General features: G+C 43.8%; 15 protein-coding genes, 1 tRNA gene and 1 pseudogene. 8 read left to right on the top strand and 9 right to left on the bottom strand.

What is annotated here, in order from left to right; genetic code table 11:
• Positions 1-57: 57 nt before the first annotated feature.
• The 3 genes and pseudogenes from F6K49_RS00905 to F6K49_RS00895 all read right to left on the bottom strand — a co-directional run.
• Positions 58-393 (bottom strand): annotated as a pseudogene (locus F6K49_RS00905) (cyclic nucleotide-binding domain-containing protein); the annotation flags it as partial.
• 219 nt (positions 394-612) lie between these two features.
• Positions 613-685: transfer RNA gene (locus F6K49_RS00900), tRNA-Arg, on the bottom strand.
• Positions 686-825: 140 nt separating this feature from the next.
• Positions 826-2,115: a peptidoglycan DD-metalloendopeptidase family protein gene (locus F6K49_RS00895; RefSeq protein WP_293093308.1), complete on the bottom strand. Its 1,290-nt coding sequence runs from the start codon at positions 2,113-2,115 to the stop codon at positions 826-828.
• A 721-nt stretch (positions 2,116-2,836) separates the two neighbouring features.
• Here F6K49_RS00895 and F6K49_RS00890 point away from each other — a divergent pair.
• On the top strand, positions 2,837-3,100 hold the full coding sequence (locus tag F6K49_RS00890; protein ID WP_293068112.1) for a hypothetical protein: 264 nt from the start codon (positions 2,837-2,839) through the stop codon (positions 3,098-3,100).
• A gap of 216 nt (positions 3,101-3,316) precedes the next feature.
• Here the strand turns inward: F6K49_RS00890 and trmFO are convergent, their stop codons facing one another.
• The 3 genes from trmFO to F6K49_RS00875 all read right to left on the bottom strand — a co-directional run bounded on the left by trmFO (position 3,317) and on the right by F6K49_RS00875 (position 6,401).
• On the bottom strand, positions 3,317-4,681 hold the full coding sequence (gene trmFO, locus F6K49_RS00885) for an FADH(2)-oxidizing methylenetetrahydrofolate--tRNA-(uracil(54)-C(5))-methyltransferase TrmFO (RefSeq protein WP_293093305.1): 1,365 nt from the start codon (positions 4,679-4,681) through the stop codon (positions 3,317-3,319).
• On the bottom strand, positions 4,674-4,811 hold the full coding sequence (locus F6K49_RS00880) for a hypothetical protein (protein ID WP_198953965.1): 138 nt from the start codon (positions 4,809-4,811) through the stop codon (positions 4,674-4,676). The genes trmFO and F6K49_RS00880 overlap by 8 nt, the downstream gene beginning before the upstream one ends.
• A gap of 93 nt (positions 4,812-4,904) precedes the next feature.
• The gene (locus tag F6K49_RS00875; protein WP_293093300.1) at positions 4,905-6,401 is read right to left on the bottom strand and encodes a site-2 protease family protein; all 1,497 of its coding nucleotides are present in this window, start codon (positions 6,399-6,401) and stop codon (positions 4,905-4,907) included.
• A 50-nt stretch (positions 6,402-6,451) separates the two neighbouring features.
• Here F6K49_RS00875 and F6K49_RS00870 point away from each other — a divergent pair, with 50 nt between their 5' ends.
• Positions 6,452-7,180 carry an MBL fold metallo-hydrolase gene (locus F6K49_RS00870; RefSeq protein WP_293093297.1) on the top strand — a complete coding sequence of 243 codons (729 nt, stop codon included), beginning with the start codon at positions 6,452-6,454 and terminating at the stop codon, positions 7,178-7,180.
• Positions 7,181-7,224: 44 nt separating this feature from the next.
• Here the strand turns inward: F6K49_RS00870 and ctpA are convergent, their stop codons facing one another.
• Positions 7,225-8,460 (bottom strand): carboxyl-terminal processing protease CtpA, encoded by a 1,236-nt coding sequence (gene ctpA / locus F6K49_RS00865; protein ID WP_293093294.1) that lies wholly within the window; start codon positions 8,458-8,460, stop codon positions 7,225-7,227.
• A 220-nt stretch (positions 8,461-8,680) separates the two neighbouring features.
• Here ctpA and petB point away from each other — a divergent pair, with 220 nt between their 5' ends.
• From petB to F6K49_RS00835, 6 genes are all read left to right on the top strand, one after another.
• Positions 8,681-9,349 (top strand): cytochrome b6, encoded by a 669-nt coding sequence (petB, locus tag F6K49_RS00860; RefSeq protein ID WP_070391575.1) that lies wholly within the window; start codon positions 8,681-8,683, stop codon positions 9,347-9,349.
• Positions 9,350-9,448: 99 nt separating this feature from the next.
• Positions 9,449-9,931 (top strand): cytochrome b6-f complex subunit IV, encoded by a 483-nt coding sequence (gene petD / locus F6K49_RS00855; protein WP_009149162.1) that lies wholly within the window; start codon positions 9,449-9,451, stop codon positions 9,929-9,931.
• Positions 9,932-10,122: 191 nt separating this feature from the next.
• Positions 10,123-11,493: an IS200/IS605 family accessory protein TnpB-related protein gene (locus F6K49_RS00850; protein WP_075897231.1), complete on the top strand. Its 1,371-nt coding sequence runs from the start codon at positions 10,123-10,125 to the stop codon at positions 11,491-11,493.
• 310 nt (positions 11,494-11,803) lie between these two features.
• Positions 11,804-12,949: a glycosyltransferase family 4 protein gene (locus tag F6K49_RS00845; protein WP_293093289.1), complete on the top strand. Its 1,146-nt coding sequence runs from the start codon at positions 11,804-11,806 to the stop codon at positions 12,947-12,949.
• A gap of 117 nt (positions 12,950-13,066) precedes the next feature.
• Positions 13,067-13,474, top strand: coding sequence for a hypothetical protein (locus F6K49_RS00840; protein ID WP_293093286.1), 408 nt, complete (start codon positions 13,067-13,069; stop codon positions 13,472-13,474).
• Between the two features lie 236 nt (positions 13,475-13,710).
• A complete protein-coding gene (locus F6K49_RS00835) occupies positions 13,711-14,940 on the top strand; it encodes a transposase (RefSeq protein ID WP_293093283.1) in 1,230 nt (409 codons plus the stop codon).
• Positions 14,941-15,175: 235 nt separating this feature from the next.
• On the opposite strand, the gene F6K49_RS00830 is transcribed toward F6K49_RS00835, so the two are convergent.
• Positions 15,176-15,535 carry a hypothetical protein gene (locus tag F6K49_RS00830; RefSeq protein ID WP_293093280.1) on the bottom strand — a complete coding sequence of 120 codons (360 nt, stop codon included), beginning with the start codon at positions 15,533-15,535 and terminating at the stop codon, positions 15,176-15,178.
• Positions 15,536-15,664: 129 nt separating this feature from the next.
• On the bottom strand, positions 15,665-16,090 hold the full coding sequence (locus tag F6K49_RS00825) for a hypothetical protein (RefSeq protein WP_081431088.1): 426 nt from the start codon (positions 16,088-16,090) through the stop codon (positions 15,665-15,667).
• Positions 16,091-16,270: the final 180 nt, after the last annotated feature.

The following is a 16,270-nucleotide window of genomic DNA, read 5'->3' as shown; positions in this document are numbered from 1 at the left end:
TACTTCTTCAGCCAGTTGTTGGGAGAAAGCTTGGGTAATTTCTGGATAGTGTTCCACGAGTGCCCGAAATTCGGAAGCACTGACAAACCAAAACTGACATTCGTTGAGGGTAATTAAGGTTTGCTCAACAGGTTTGTTCAATAATAGAGCTTGTAGATTAATTACTGCCCCAGGGAGTAAACCCACAGCTTGCCAATCCTCAGGATTGCTTTCGACCCGACCTGAGCGGAGAATATATAATCCTGCGGGAGGCGTGTTTGCTAGCACTAAGGTTTGGTTTGCGGGCAAAATCCGCTCTTCCAGCTTAGGTGCTAGATTCTCTAACACTTCCTGAGTCAAAATACTCAGAGCAGTTCGTTGTTTTAGCCACGTCACTAAGTCTGGAAGGGTCATGATGGGCTCTAGGATAGACAGTGATGGGAAGTTCAGTTAATCAAAATATTATTATGGTTAGGGAAATTTTGTTAATTATTACTTGTTACTTATTAATTTTTAACTGAATAGTAATAATTAAATCTGCAACTTTCACGGCAGTTAAGCTCTGGTCGTGCCTAACGCCAGAGCTCTCCCTTCATAGAATACAAGTAGGATTGCTATTTTAAGTTATCTAAACGAGCACGGAGGGATTTGAACCCCCGACACCCAGAACCGGAATCTGGTGCTCTATCCACTGAGCTACGCGCCCTTATGCTTGAGTGACTATATCAAGGGTTACTCTATTTGATTAGCTTTGATAATAGCACACTATCGCAATTACTTATTATACACTACTTGAGCACCGAAAAGTGTAAACCGTTTTAAATTTGCCTAAGCTTGTGCCATCGGCTACAGATAACTTGCCGGATCGACAGGTTCACCGTTCTTACGAACTTCAAAATGGAGGTGGGGACCGGTAGAGAAACCCGTAGACCCAACGGTTGCGATCGCATTTCCTCGTTTCACCGATTCTCCTTTCGTCACCAACAGTCTACTGGCATGACCATAGAGGGTAGCAATACTGTCGCCATGGTCAATAATTACTGTATTGCCATAACCACCATACCAACCAGCCAAAATTACTGTACCGCTATCTGCTGCTCGAATAGTACTGCCATAACTAGCCCCAAAGTCAATCCCAGAATGGAACCGAGATGTACCTAGAATGGGGTGACGTCGCCAACCAAAGCTGCTGGTAATGGAGCCATTACTGGGATAAAGTAGCTGACCAGTATTAAAAATAACCGTTTTGCGAAGCCTTGCTTTCCTAGCTGCCGCAATCTTGTTTTGACGGGCAATCTCTCGTTGAATCAAGATCACAAGATTTTTAGAATCTTCTGCTAACTGAGCTTGGGATGCTTCTAAAGCTTCTCGGTTAGAATTAAGTCGCTCAATCAGTTGTTGCTGTGTCTTGAGCTGAGCTTGAAACTGCTTCTTTTTGGCTAGGAGTTGCTGTTTAAGTAAGGAAACTCGGTTTTTCTGAGCCTCTATCTCGGTTTTGCGTTGGTTAATGCTGTCGGCTTCAGCTTTTAAACTAGTTAAGATTTTCTGGTCTGTTTGATAGACTAACTTCAATCGGCGGCGTTGAGCCAGAAATTCGTTGATATCTTGACTTTTGAGCAGGATATTCGAGCCAACTTCAGCAGTGGGCTGGCGCTGTAGAAAACGCAGTCGAGCAATGATTGCAGCACGCTTTTCGTAATAGCTTCTCTCGGCAATTGCTAAATCCTCCTGCAACTGGTCTAGACGCTGGTTAGCGAGTTGGATTTGCCCATTGTAATCCTGGTTAGCCGTATCAGTAGACTTGAGATTAAGCTCAATCACACCCAGCTTCTTCTGAGCAGATTGCTCCACATTAGATATGCGATCGCTTTCCTTAATAATACTAGACCGCTGCTGCTCAATATGTTGCTGTATTTGTTGCAGGGTATCTACTGCTCCTGGGTTTACTGCTCCTGGGTTTACTACTTCTGGGTTGGTTGAGGGAGAAGTACTCCCTGGAATTGTGACGATTAGCAGCCAAAGCAGACAGCCTAAACAAACTCTCCCTATGCCGTGTAAGCCATACCAATCCCTAACCCTACCAAAGGCGTTGAAGTTTTTGGTATAAATTCCCCTCTGCCGAATTTCCTTAACCACAGACTATCTCAGTATTGTGAACAATCATCGAAAAAATTCCCGAATACAGCTGTCAACGGTTGTAGATCAATTTATCCTGACGACAGTTAAACACTCCTTGGATATTATCTACTACTGCTGCCCCATAGTTAAGACTGAGGGTAAACCATTAGTGTTGTCATTATGGGGACTAGTGTTTACTATTTAGGTATCTAAGGTATTTGAGCTGGGAAATCATACATCAAAGTAAACACCACAAACTCTAGCAACAACCTCAGCGCAAACCTCAGTCCTCTAGTCTATTTAAGTAAGGGAAATCAAGTATACAGCGGGTTTAAATTCCGTGAATTACAGTATATATCTCGTTTTTTGGGGAGATGACAATAGGCAACAGAAGACTTGATCGTTCTGTTCTCAATTCCCCTTTACCCGTTCCCTAACTGTTCACTTTGGGGGAATTGAGACTTTTTTTCAGTAAAATTGTTACTTTAGCCTAATTTTCGGTAACTCTGTAAAGGTAGCTCATCTCAAATCCGGTCAAATAATGATTATATCCCTGATCGGGTAATTGGTAATTCGTAATTGGAAATTAGTAGTTGACGATTCCCGATTGCCCATTACCAAACATCAAGGGAATAGTTAACAAAACAGTAATTAACCGGACTTGATATCATCAGAGTTTTCAGTCAATCAGACCGACTTAAAACTTGTAATTAAACCAATATTAGGATTGAATTTAGTTATGACGGTACTAGCAGGATTTTACGTTTCTGGCGCTCTCTACTTTTTTGCGATCTGGTTTCAAGCTTTCCAGAAAGACACTAATTTATCTCCTGAGCAAATCCGCATATCTTGGATAGTGTTGACGATAGCAACCGTTTTTTGGCCAATCGTTGCCCCGATTGCTAATTTGGAGAAGAGTTCTATAAAAAAAGCTTCTTTAGTTCAGGAACCAGATGTGGATGCTAAGAAAACAGCGATGGCAGCTGAGCTATCCCGCACTTAATTGGTAAACATAAATTGAATGATACTGATATTAGATCCGGGAAAATCAGTATTGTAAAAATTGGGTAATGGTAAATTTGTAACTAGGATTACTCCCAAGCCATTACCCATTCTAATATCTTGCACCTTCACTTAAAAGCTCTAAAATTTAGGAATATCAAGTCAGGAGCTTCGAGTCAGAATAAGTCAAAGTTTTGTTTTTGGATTATAAGAGTTCTTAAGCTGCAGATAGGCGCAGCCTACTCAACCAATCATTAAGATCTGCCAAAGCGCGATCGCGATATGCTCCATACCGTTCTCGCTTATTCTTTATCCGCACTGGCAATTCGGGTAAAATGCCAAAATTTGGTGGCATAGGCTGAAAATGCTTAGGTGATGCGGAACTGATAAACTCAAACAACGCTCCCATCATCGTAGTGGGTGGCATCGTTACCAGTTCCAATCCCAATACTAATCGCGCCGCATTGGTACCAGCTAGCCACCCTCCTGCAGCTGCTGCTGTATAACTTTCTGTTCCTACCAATTGACCAGCTGCCAACAAAGTAGACCGTTTTTTGAACTGTAGGGTTGGTTGCAATAACTCAGGAGCATTCAGAAACGTGTTCCGATGCATCACCCCCATGCGCACAAACTCTGCTTCTTCCAAACCTGGAATCAGTCTAAATACCCGTTTCTGCTCACCCCAGCGCAAATTGGTTTGGAATCCCACCATATTCCACAGCTGACCTGTTTTATCTTCCTGTCGCAGCTGTACCACAGCATAAGGACGCTGGTGCTGATTTTCTGGAGCGCGGAAGTCTCCCTTACGGGCATCAAACAGTCCCACTGGCTTCAGAGGACCATAGCGCATAGTATCTTCCCCGCGACGAGCCATCTCCTCAATCGGTAGGCACCCTTCAAAAAATTTAGCAGTTTCTTGCTCAAAGTCTTTCAATTCCGCCTTTTGAGCTGCACACAGTTCTTCCCAGAAGTGACGATATTGCTCCCGATTCATGGGACAATTAAGATAAGCAGCTTCTCCTTTGTCATACCGGGATGCCATAAAGGCGATATCACGATTGATGGATTCCCCCACTACAATCGGTGATGCAGCATCAAAAAAACTAAAGTATTCTAAACCAGTGAACTGTTGCAGGTCTTCGGCTAAAGCAGGACTAGTCAACGGACCGGTTGTCAGTACTACCACCCCTGTGGTAGTAATTTGCGGAACTTCCTCCCGCTGCAACTCGATCAGGGGATGACTAGCTAAGGTTTCAGTCAATTCCCGACTAAATACTGCTCGGTCTACAGCTAAGGCACCCCCAGCTGGAACAGCATGTTGATCAGCTTTGCCAATAATAATTGAATCAAGGCGTCTCAATTCTTCGTGCAACAAACCCGCAGCGCGATCGCTTGACTTAGCACCAAAGGAATTACTACATACTAGTTCTGCCAATTCAGCAGTATGATGAGCTGGAGATAGTCGCACTGGTCGCATTTCGTGCAACACCACTGGTACTCCTGCCTGAGCAATTTGCCAAGCGGCTTCTGTACCCGCTAGTCCACCACCGATAACATTTACTTGTTGTTTGTCATTAGTCATTATATAGCAAAGGGAACAGGGAATAGGGAACAGGGAGTAGGGAGTAGGGAGTAGGGAGTAGGGAGTAGGGAGTAGGGAGTAGGGAAAAAAATCCTGTGTACCTGATTTCTATGACAACCACTTTATTCAATTGTTAATTATTAATTGTTAACTGTTAATATCAAACAATTCACAATTAACAATTTTATAGTCTCAATTTTCACTCCTCAATGTTAAATTTTGACTAAATAGTTAACAACTTAGTGATTGTTCCTGGTACTGGCAAAATAATACTGACTAAAATCAACAATGCTATAATTCCGCACAAATCTCGCCAGTTGTCAAGTTCTGAAACATCATTAAGGGCTGGTTCATCTGCCACTGGCATGAATAAAATAATAATTCCCCACAGGAGTAATTCTGGCTGAATCAATACTAAGAGCATCATTAACAGCCGGGTAATTTGACCAATGGTCATACCAGTTCTTTGACCCAACATGGCATGGACGATATGCCCACCATCAAGTTGCCCCACTGGCATTAAATTGAAAGCAGTAACAACTAAACCGACATAACCAGCGACTGCCACAGGATGAAGGTTAATGGCTGTGTTGGAGACAAATTCACTGCCCAATGCCCATTTACTTAGTAAGGTGAGCAAAAAGGAAAATCGGGGATTGAGGGATTCTAGGTTCAAGATTCCTGAAGAGTCAGACAAAGGCACTATAGTGGAATGAGCTAATCCCCACATTAGGATTGGTAGGGTAACCACTAAGCCGACTAGTGGACCAGCAATGCCTATATCAAATAAGGCTTTACGGTTAGGAACAGGAGAGCGTATATGAATAAATGCTCCCAATGTTCCCAAGAATAAAAAGGGTATCGGGATAAAGTAAGGCAGAGTTGTACGCACCTTGTAAACCATTGCGGCGAAATAATGGCCAAGTTCATGAATGCTGAGAATTGCCATTAAGGCCAGGGCATAGGGCAGTCCTTGCAGTAAAAGCGCTGGGTCAGTAAGGGGATTTTCCGACACCCCAGCTATCTGAGTTCCCATCCAGGTGGTGGTAAACAAGGTAATCACCATCAGCCCCAATGCTAAACCAGGTCGCGTTAATGATTGAGACCCCCTGTAAGGTTTGGTTGATTTTTTGGTATTGGGCACTAGAGCAAAGAAGGGTTTGCCGCTAAAGCTTTCTTGAAAGACTACGAAAAAGCGATCGCCAAACTCGGCTTCTATATTTGACCGCACGGTACGGTAGGCTTGCTCTGGGTTAGTGCGCAGTTTGCCGCGACACAACACCACTTGAGGTCGGTACTCAATATTCTGGAGATAGTAGATTCCCCAGGGAAAACAATTTCTGAGGTCTTTTTCTTCTTCTTTAGTTATAGGACGAAGGCTTGACTTTTCAGTTGCCGATGAAATTTTGGCGACCGGGTCTGAGGTAGTTGTTTTAGTAGGATTCTCTTTGGTCATTGTTGAATTGGGATCTGAGCGTCCCCATTGAATCAGCAGCCAGTACAATGGCAAGCAAATGACAAATGGACCGAGCAATAGGGCTGGTGGTATTGGTGTGTTCTCACCATTGAACAGAGTCCAACCAATCCAGACTAGTGGTGGAGTCATCATTACCAGCCACAGTAACCAGACTGGTGTCCGAGTGAGGCTAGCAACGCTTCGCTGGATAACGAAGTAAGTGATCACAGCGAGTAAAATAAATGGGAGTAGCCAGAGTTCCATGATGAAAGATCACACCGTCTACTAAAAACTACAATTAAACTACAAGCATTGTGCAACCCGATACTCCAGCAAAAGGCGATTTTAATCTTACGCCAAGCGCATCTTCTAATCAGCAACCTGCTGCATCCAAGCCACCACGCCTTGTTCTAGATACCATTTTCGCTTTTCCACCCAATCGAGATACGTTAGGTGGTACGGCTTATATTATTGTAGGAAATTCCTTCAACCTATTGATTGATTGTCCTGCCTGGAATGAGACTAACCAACAATTTTTGCGTGAGCAAGGGGGAGTCTCATTACTGTTTATTACCCATCGCGGTGGTATTGGTAAAGCAAAGGAAATTCAGGAGAGTATGGGATGCCAAGTCCTGATTCAAGAACAAGAGGCTTACTTACTGCCGGGATTGGACGTAGTTACATTTCACCAGCAGTTGACTATAAATCCCTACTGCTACGTCATTTGGACTCCTGGTCACTCTCCTGGTTCTTCTTGTCTTTACTACACTGGTGCCGGGGGTGTGCTATTTTCTGGGCGTCATTTGCTTCCTAGTAAACAAGGAGAACTGTTGCCCCTGCGAACCCCGAAAACATTTCATTGGCCAAGACAGATTCGGAGTCTGCAATCTTTGCTTAAGCGTTTTACCCCAGAGACTCTTCAATTTATCTGTCCTGGTGCCAATACTGGTTTTTTGCGAGGCAAAGGGGTGATTGACCAAGCTACAGAGCGTTTATCAGAAGTGAGCGCAGAGTTTAAAAACCCAGAAGAGCTATATATCTGACGCCCTGACGGCCTGATGCTCTGAGGCCATTATGTAATGACCACCTAACTTGCCTTAGCTAGAAAAGTATCAGAACTCAACAACTTGATTGCTTCCTGATACTGAGTATCTGCTTTTGTTCCCACTTGGCTCATAGTAATTGCTTCTAAAGGCACCTCCAAGTCTGGCTCAATCCCTAATTTATTAATATCCCGGTGATTGGGGGTCTCGTACTTGGCAACAGTAACTGCTAATCCTGACCCATCGATTAGTTCAAATAACGACTGAATTAACCCTTTGCCAAAGGTTTTTTCCCCGACTAGCTTTGCCCTACCATTGTCCTGTAAAGCCCCAGCTAGAATCTCACTAGCACTGGCGCTGCCTTCATTAACTAATACGACCAAGGGGTCTTCCGTAAGAGCGTCACCATAGGCTTCAAAGCTACCAATGGTGCCTTGGCGGTTAACGGTGTAAACAATAGTGCCTTGATCTAACCAGAGGCGAGCAATTTCAATACCTGCCTGCAATAGACCCCCTGGGTTATTCCTCAGATCAAGAATATAGCCATGGGCACCCATCTCCTTGAATTGAGCAACAGCGTGGGCAACTTCCATTGGGGCGTTGGCACTAAATTGAGACAGACGAATATAACCGACTGGGTCTCTATTTTCCTGGGTATCGAGCACTGCATACACTGGGTTTAGGGAAATGCGATCGCGTACTATTTCCACCAATTTTGGCTGTTCTTTCTGGCCTTGAATTGTCAAGGTAACCGTTGTACCAATTGGTCCACGCATCCGTGCTGCCGCTTCATCAAGAGTCATTTCCCTAGTCAACATGCCATCAATTTCTAGGATGTGATCCCGTGGTCGGATACCGGCTAAATCCGCTGGTGATTGAGCAATTGGGGTGATTACTTCTAACTGACCAGTTTCCCCATCAATGGCAATTTGTAGCCCGACACCGGAGAGTTCACCAGAGGTGCTGATTTGCAAACTATGATATTGTTCAGGTCTGAGCAATCGTGTGAAGGGATCCCCAAGACTCCCTAACATTTTTTCTATGGCAGTATAGGTAGCTTCACGATTAGGCAGCCGCTTTTTCAAGGTCTTCTGACGTAACGACCACCAATTTTGATGGTTAAAGGTATCATCAACGTAGGATTGAGAGACAATCCGCCATGCTTGGGAAAAAAGCCTTTGCTCCTGAGAGAAGGCAGCGGCTGTTGGTGTCCACCAGGCAGACAATAGCATGATTGGCAAGGTTAGTAGGAGTCCAACCCACAAGGATCGTTTGTGCATGATCAAAATTATTAGAGTACTTGTTAAGTTATATTACCTGTAACCGCTATCAGGTATAATATTAGGGCTGTAACCGCCAGAGTTTACGGCAAATTAATGAAGCAAGTCATGTTAAAATTAACATCATGTAACATATAGGCTGTATTCGTTGTAACTTAGGGAGTTGAAGACTCCGACATTCAACGTCTGACGGCAAAATCCTTTCGGAAACTCTGGCCTCATGTTTTCTAAGCAAATCACTGACTCGAAAGTATACGACTGGTTTGAGGAGCGTCTGGAAATTCAGGCACTTTCCGATGACATCACTTCAAAGTACGTACCTCCCCACGTTAATATTTTTTACTGCCTGGGTGGAATTACTCTAACTTGCTTTATAATCCAGTTCGCCACTGGATTTGCCATGACCTTCTACTACAAGCCGACGGTCGCTGAGGCATTTAGCTCTGTACAGTACATTATGACTGAAGTGAGCTTTGGCTGGCTGATCCGCTCTGTTCACCGCTGGTCTGCCAGCATGATGGTGCTGATGATGATTCTGCACGTCTTCCGGGTCTATTTGACTGGTGGTTTCAAGAAGCCCCGTGAACTGACCTGGGTGACAGGGGTAGTTTTAGCAGTAATTACCGTCTCCTTCGGTGTGACTGGCTACTCCTTGCCTTGGGACCAAGTTGGTTACTGGGCGGTCAAGATTGTATCTGGCGTTCCTGAAGCTATTCCCGTGGTTGGTTCTTTAATCGTTGAACTGCTGCGCGGTGGTACTAGTGTAGGTCAGGGTACCCTGAGTCGCTACTACAGTCTACATACCTTTGTTCTACCTTGGTTTATCGCTGTATTCATGTTGCTGCACTTCCTGATGATTCGCAAACAGGGCATTTCTGGTCCGTTGTAAATCTGTACTGACTAAAAGTCAGGAAAGTGTTAAAACTAAATGCAAACCTTCCTGCTGCCACCTGCTTACCTTTACTTATTAAGGAGAATAATTTAAGCAATGTCAGTTCTTAAAAAGCCGGATCTAGACGATCCCATTTTACGTGCCAAACTAGCCAAGGGGATGGGTCATAATTATTATGGCGAGCCAGCTTGGCCTAATGACCTCCTCTACGTTTTCCCAGTGGTAATCATGGGTTCCATTGCTTTATGCATTGGTTTAGCTGTGCTTGATCCAGCTATGATTGGTGAGCCAGCAGATCCCTTTGCCACACCTTTAGAAATCCTCCCGGAATGGTATCTATATCCTGTTTTCCAAATTTTGCGCATTCTCCCTAATAAACTTTTGGGTATTGCTGCTATGGGATCAGTTCCCTTGGGTCTGATGCTGGTTCCCTTCATCGAAGGTGTGAACAAATTCCAGAACCCATTCCGCCGTCCAGTGGCAACTACGGTATTTTTATTTGGTACCCTAGTCACCATCTGGCTTGGTGTTGGTGCTACCTTACCCATTGATCAGTCTTTGACTTGGGGTCTGTTTTAAGATAAGCCTAACCATCAGGCTGATCCTACAACTAGAGTTTGAACAAGACGTGAGACGCATTCCCCCACCTCGTCCAGGTGGGGGTTAGTCCACGCCAACAACAATAGCTAAAAACCTAAAACATCAATCAATCTATTGTCGTCTACATTTTTAGAGGTTAAAATATTAACTAACAATAGAATCATAGACTAGTGAAAACGCCGACCAAAGTCATCAGGACTGATAAATGGAAGCTTAATCCGTCTCCCGGACAAAAAATCTTGTTTTCGGAGACGGTTAAAGTTTATCGTCAGGCTTGTAGGTACTTAGTCGGTATTATCTATACTCATTGGTCTGAGCTTGGTGGCTTGACTGCTGTACAGCTAACTCCTGCTGTCGAAAAGTTGATGCATAAAACAGCCAAGCGTCCAAATATCAAATATCCACAATTCAACAAGGCTTTTTACAAGTTCCCTAGTTACTACCGTCGAGCTGCGATAGCATTTGCCGCTGGACAGGTTAGTAGTTATGTGACTCGATACCGTGAATGGCAGTCTGGTAGTCGAAAAAGAAAAGATAGCAAGCCACCAAGATTAAATGCTGATACTGGCTGCTATCCAGCTTTGTACAAAGGTCAATGTTACAAGCTACATGGTTTTGACCAAATCGAAATCAAGGCTTTTAATGGTAAAGATTGGGTTTGGACTACAGTTCAAATAACTGGTCTAAGAGAGCGTCATAAGATAGCTACAAACAAGATGATGTCCCCTTCGTTGATTTTTAACGTACGGTACTGTCATCTGTCTGTTCCGTTTACTTGCAAACCCGAAAAACGCCAGCCATTGGCTAACATAACTGCGGTAGATTTAGGGATTAATACTACCGCTACCGTAGCAGTTGTAACCCATAGTGGCACTGTAATCCATTCGGCAAAGCCGACGCTACGCGAACGTGATTTTATTCATCTTGGAAGAGACATAGACCGCAGGGACAAACGACTAAAGTCCGTATCAGCAAGAGCATCGAAAACGATGGGAAAAGGAGGAAAACTACATAAAGGTTTTTGCTCTTTGACTTATCAAAAATGCCAAAGAATCAATAACCAAATTGGCCATATTGTTTCCAAGCGGATTGTTGAGATTGCTGAAAAGTTTAACTCGGAAGCCATTGTATTCGAGAATCTTAAAGGGTGGAAGCCCATTGGTGGACGAAAGCGGTCTAATTTAAAACAAAGATTCCACGGATGGCTCAAGGCAAAAATCCGCGACTTCACAGAAATGAAATGGGCTGAATTGGGTGGAAAAGTGATAGAAGTCGTTGCGTCTTATACCTCTAAACTTGCTTTTGATGGCTCTGGTACGGTTAAGAGAAATTCTCAAAAATACTCTTTGGCAACCTTCCCTTCAGGTAAGCGGTTTAATGCCGACTTAAACGGCGCTTACAACATCGGTGCTAGAGGTGTGTTTAAACTCACTCGCAGAAATGACGGTGAGGGTCGTTCCAGCAAAAGTTCTGGACGACCACCTAGAAGCTGGGTTTGCTTGTGTGATTTGTGGGCTGCGGCTAGCCCTAGATTAGCATAAGACACCACCACCTGGCTATCGCCACGCTACGCGAACGGTGATAACCAGGTGGTGGAAGCTTCATCTAGAGTTTGTGGGATTTCCAGTGGTAGCGTGATTAGTCCTGTAAAAAAGCTTTTCTGAAAATCCCACGTACTTTGAGCCGTGGGATTTTTGCTTGATAGGAATTTCAAAGAATTTCCTCAGTGCCAAGTATCGTAACCCTGTCTCCCATGGCTACAAGTTCTTGGTTCTTTTTCCCTAATATCCCTAATGCTTTTAGAAATAGTTCGAGGGTAAGATAGGTGAATCGAATTCAAAACTAACGAATTTGAGCGACACACAGAAAACCGCATCTAACTACGTATTCATTTTCCTAGAGATTTTTGAGTGTGAAGGGGGCATCCAATCCTACGTCAAAGATATTTTCCAGGCATATTTGTCTGTTGCTGCTAAGACTGTTACCAGTTCTAGCGCTCAAGTATTTTTGCTGCGGGATGGTATTGGTTGTGACAATCCCTTTGATGTCTACCCACTCAAATTCCATTACCTGAAAACTAAGTCTCCTGTGCTAGGGCGTGTTCGCTTAACAATAGCGCTATGGTTTTATTTATGGCAAAAACGTCCCAAGCATGTTTTCTGCGGTCATATCAAACTGGCTCCCCTGACTCAGCTGTTGTGCAATAGTCTGGGGATTCCCTATACAGTTTTGACCTATGGCAAAGAGGTTTGGCAACCCTTACCCCTAAAAGAACGTAATGCCCTAGACCGGGCAGCAGCAATTTGGACTATCAGTCGTTACAGTCGCGATCGCGCTTGTGCTGCCAATCACTTAAATCCTGAAAAGGTCAAGATGTTGCCTTGTGCAGTTGATGGGAATACTTTTACTCCTGGTCCGAAATCACCAGCCTTAATCGAAAAGTATGGTCTGACTGGTGCTAAGGTGTTGATGACTGTGGCCCGTCTGTGGTCTGGGGATATTTATAAAGGAGTTGATGTTACCATTCAAGCACTTCCTGCGATCGCAAAAATCTTTCCAGAGGTTAAATATCTAGTGATTGGTCGTGGTGATGATCAACCGAGACTGGCACAGCTAGCCAAAGATTTGGGTGTTGCCGATCAGGTGGTTTTTGCTGGTTTTGTCCCTACACCAGAATTAGTGGAACACTACCGAGTAGCTGATGCCTACGTCATGCCCTCTCAAGAAGGCTTTGGGATTGTATACCTGGAGGCCATGGCTTGTGGTAAACCTGTCCTTTCTGGGGATTCTGATGGTTCTGCTGATCCCTTACAAGATGGTCAGCTTGGTTGGCAAGTTCCCTATCGAGACCCTGATGCAGTGGCTGCGGCTTGTATTGAAATTCTTAAGGGAGAGGATCAACGCTGTGATGGTCAGTGGTTACGAGAACAATCCCTAGGGTTATTTAGTAAAGAGGCTCTGACAAAGCGGTTACAAGAGTTACTTGATTTTGCCTAAACATTGAGTCGCCCCTTGCGGACCATAAGCAGCGAGGGGGAGTTGCCCTTCAAGTTAAGGCGAATCTGAACTAGGATATAACTACCCGATCATATTTGTTATTGTTAAAAGAAAACAGTGAATCAAAATACCCCGAGACAGTTTCAGTTCAACCTGTCAGGTATGGGCTGTTGGCTAGCGTTCTTCTTAACTTGTTTCTTGCTAGGCACAGTTGGCTTGGGATGGGTAGTCAATGGTTTTTTGATTTTGATTGGTTTATTAATCATCTCACCAGTGATTGCCTGGTTCGGAGTTCGCTGGTGGCTCAGACGTAATCTAGTCGAAGATCAATGTCCAGTCTGTGCCCATGAGTTCACTGGGTTTAATAATACCCAGTCTCAGTGCCCCAGTTGCGGGGAAGTTTTGAAGATAGAACAGGGTCGTTTTAACCGCTTAACAGCTCCAGGTACAATTGATGTGGAAGCGGTTGAGGTATCGGGCGACAGCCCCGCGCCCTACCTGAAAGGTGGGCGTCGGGAAGGATAGCCCGGTGATGGAGTAGAACGGAATCACCAACTAGGATTTTTTTGGTTCAGGGAAGCGAGCTATCAAGCTTCTTAGTAACTCAGAGGAAGTCATCCCCCGGCGGTCGGCCTCCTGTTTTAGTTGCTGTTTTTCAAAATTAGTCAACCTGATCATTATAGTCTTATCTTTCATTTTTGCATTGGCAATTGTAATTACGATTGCTACTCTAAGAATAGGTCGAAAACAAGATGGCAACAATGAGATCGGCATATCAGTACAGGCTGAGATTAACAAAAAAGCAAGTCGTGGAATTAGATCGATGGCTAGACATGTTAAGCCATCAATATAATTACCTATTGGCCGATCGCTTCAACTGGTATGAACAGAACCGCTGTTCCGTTAACTCCTGCCCTCTTGTTTGTCATTTACCAGAATTAAGAGAGAACCCAGATTATTTCTCTCAAAAGAGGACACTGCCTGGACTCAAGAAGGATAGACCTTGGTACGCAGATCTTCATGCTCACGTTTTACAGGATTGTGTTAAACGAGTAGATCTAGCTTTTAAAAGATGGCTAAAAGGAGATTCTAAAGGAAAGAGGAGCGGCAGACCTCGTTTTAAAGGTAAAGGGCGGTATCGTTCCTTGACCTTTCCGTCTTTAGGAAAAGATCCAATCAAAGGCAATCAATTAAAATTACCTAAATTTGGTTGGGTTAAAATGATCTATCACAGGCCAATTCCTGAAGGTTTTAAAATCAAGACTGCTACCGTTACCAAGAAAGCTGACGGAATCTATATCACACTGTCTGTTCAGGATGACACTGTTCCCAATATTATTCCAGTTGATCAGATATCTAGTCCGATCGGAATTGACATGGGTCTTAAATCATTCTTGATTAAGTCTGATGGTTCAGAGATTGAAATCCCTCAGTATTACCGAAAAGCCCAGAAACGGCTTAAGAAAATCCAAAAAGCTGTTAGCCGCTCCAGAAAAGGCAGCAACAATCGAAAAAAGGCTGTAACGAAATTAGGGGTGGCTCATAAAAAGGTAGCTGATACTCGAAAAGACTTTCATTTTAAAACTGCAAAAAAGTTGCTGGATGAGCACGATTTAGTAGCTCATGAGAAGCTCAATATTAAAGGTCTGGCTAAAACTAAATTAGCTAAATCTGTATTAGATGCTGGTTGGGGGCAATTCCTGTCTATTTTGTCAGTCAAAGCCGTTCGCGTAGCGTGGCCTACGGCCTTAAATGCTGGACTGATCACGAAGGCAGTGAATCCCAGAAATACCAGCCAAAACTGTTCCAATTGTGGAACAAAAGTCCCTAAAGAATTAAAAGACCGCATCCATTCTTGTCCTCACTGTGGTTTTACAGCAGATCGTGATGTGAATGCGGCAATAAACATTTTAAATTTGGCGGTGGGGCGTCCCGTCAGGAGTAAAGCTTGCCGAATAACCGTTCGCGTAGCGTCGGGCAAAGCCCGATAGGGGTACCTGGTGTTGGCAAGAAGCCCGCGTTGTCCCGTTAGGGCAACGTCGGGAGTACGTCACGTATCGGTTCAGCAGATTGAAGATTAGAGTAATCGCTAATCACCAATAGACTTCGCTGCAGTTGTCAGGCAAAAGGCTTGCATACAATCATTCTTGAGTGTTGAACTTGTGAAGTACCCCAACCTGCTTGACCTTCGGTCACGCGGGGCGCGTTCGCTGAGGCTGGGGTACCTCACCAATTCATAGCTCCACGTATTCTTTTACGAAGACCGATAGTTCTGCTGCTACAATCATTAATACAAAAAACACTTACCGTGACATAATTACCATCTGGACTACATAGAACATTTAAAATAACTGTATTTCCTATTTTAAAACGTGATTTCCATCCTGGAACAAATTGGACATCTCCGTTATTTACAAAAGTTGTCATTTTTTCTAAAGCTTTATTGGCACAGCTTTCCCAACTATTACTACTAACAGCATTCCAACCTGTACTACCTCCATCTCCGAAGCCAGCATAAGCTAATCCTTGGTTTATGGTTATACTTGCAATGGTTGCAACAGATAAAATACTCAGTTTATTCAACATGGCAATATGTTCATATATCTTGTGAATATAACTAAGTATAGTAATTCTCTTATTAGATTTATCTAATAAGAGAATAATTTTTGTGAAAATAAATTAATATTCATATAGATTTAGTTCTGCATGCTGGTATTAGGGAGTTTTAGTGATCGATAAGGTATAAGGATGCTGTTCACCATTGCGATCGCCGACGTAGAATGAGTAGCTGCCTTGCTCCCAATATCCCATTTTAACAATATTCCCCCCAGATAAATTATCGGCCTGTGTACATGAGGTACCATTTGGCTCCTGAATCAATAGAGTGGGCTGGCCCTGGCTTTCTAGGTTGAAGCGCAAGTAGGTAAAATCTTGGTTCAAATTAATGACATGATTGGGCTGGGTACTAACCATACCGCATTGGCTCTTGTTTGATCCTCCAGAGTTTCCAGTAACTACGATGGGATCAGGCTGGAATTCAGGCTCAAGGTTGATGGTTTCGGCGCTGGCGACACCAGCGCTACTTAAGCATACAGCTATGGTGATCGGAACAATCATCCAGTGTGGGAATAGTTTAGTCATTGTCATCCCCTAAAGTCTTCTGATCTATTACTAATACACTTGTTCTAGATTACTTGACTATCTCCATTTGAATTTGTTTCGGGTAAGCTATCAGCTATCAGCTATCAGCTATCAGCTATCAGCTATCAGTTATCAGCTTAAGCGCTACGCGCACGCTACGCGAACAGTTATCAGCTAGCA

This window comes from Moorena sp. SIO3I6 (assembly GCF_010672095.1).
Note: the sequence above shows the minus strand (reverse complement) of the source record. Positions and strands in the feature narration are given on the sequence as shown.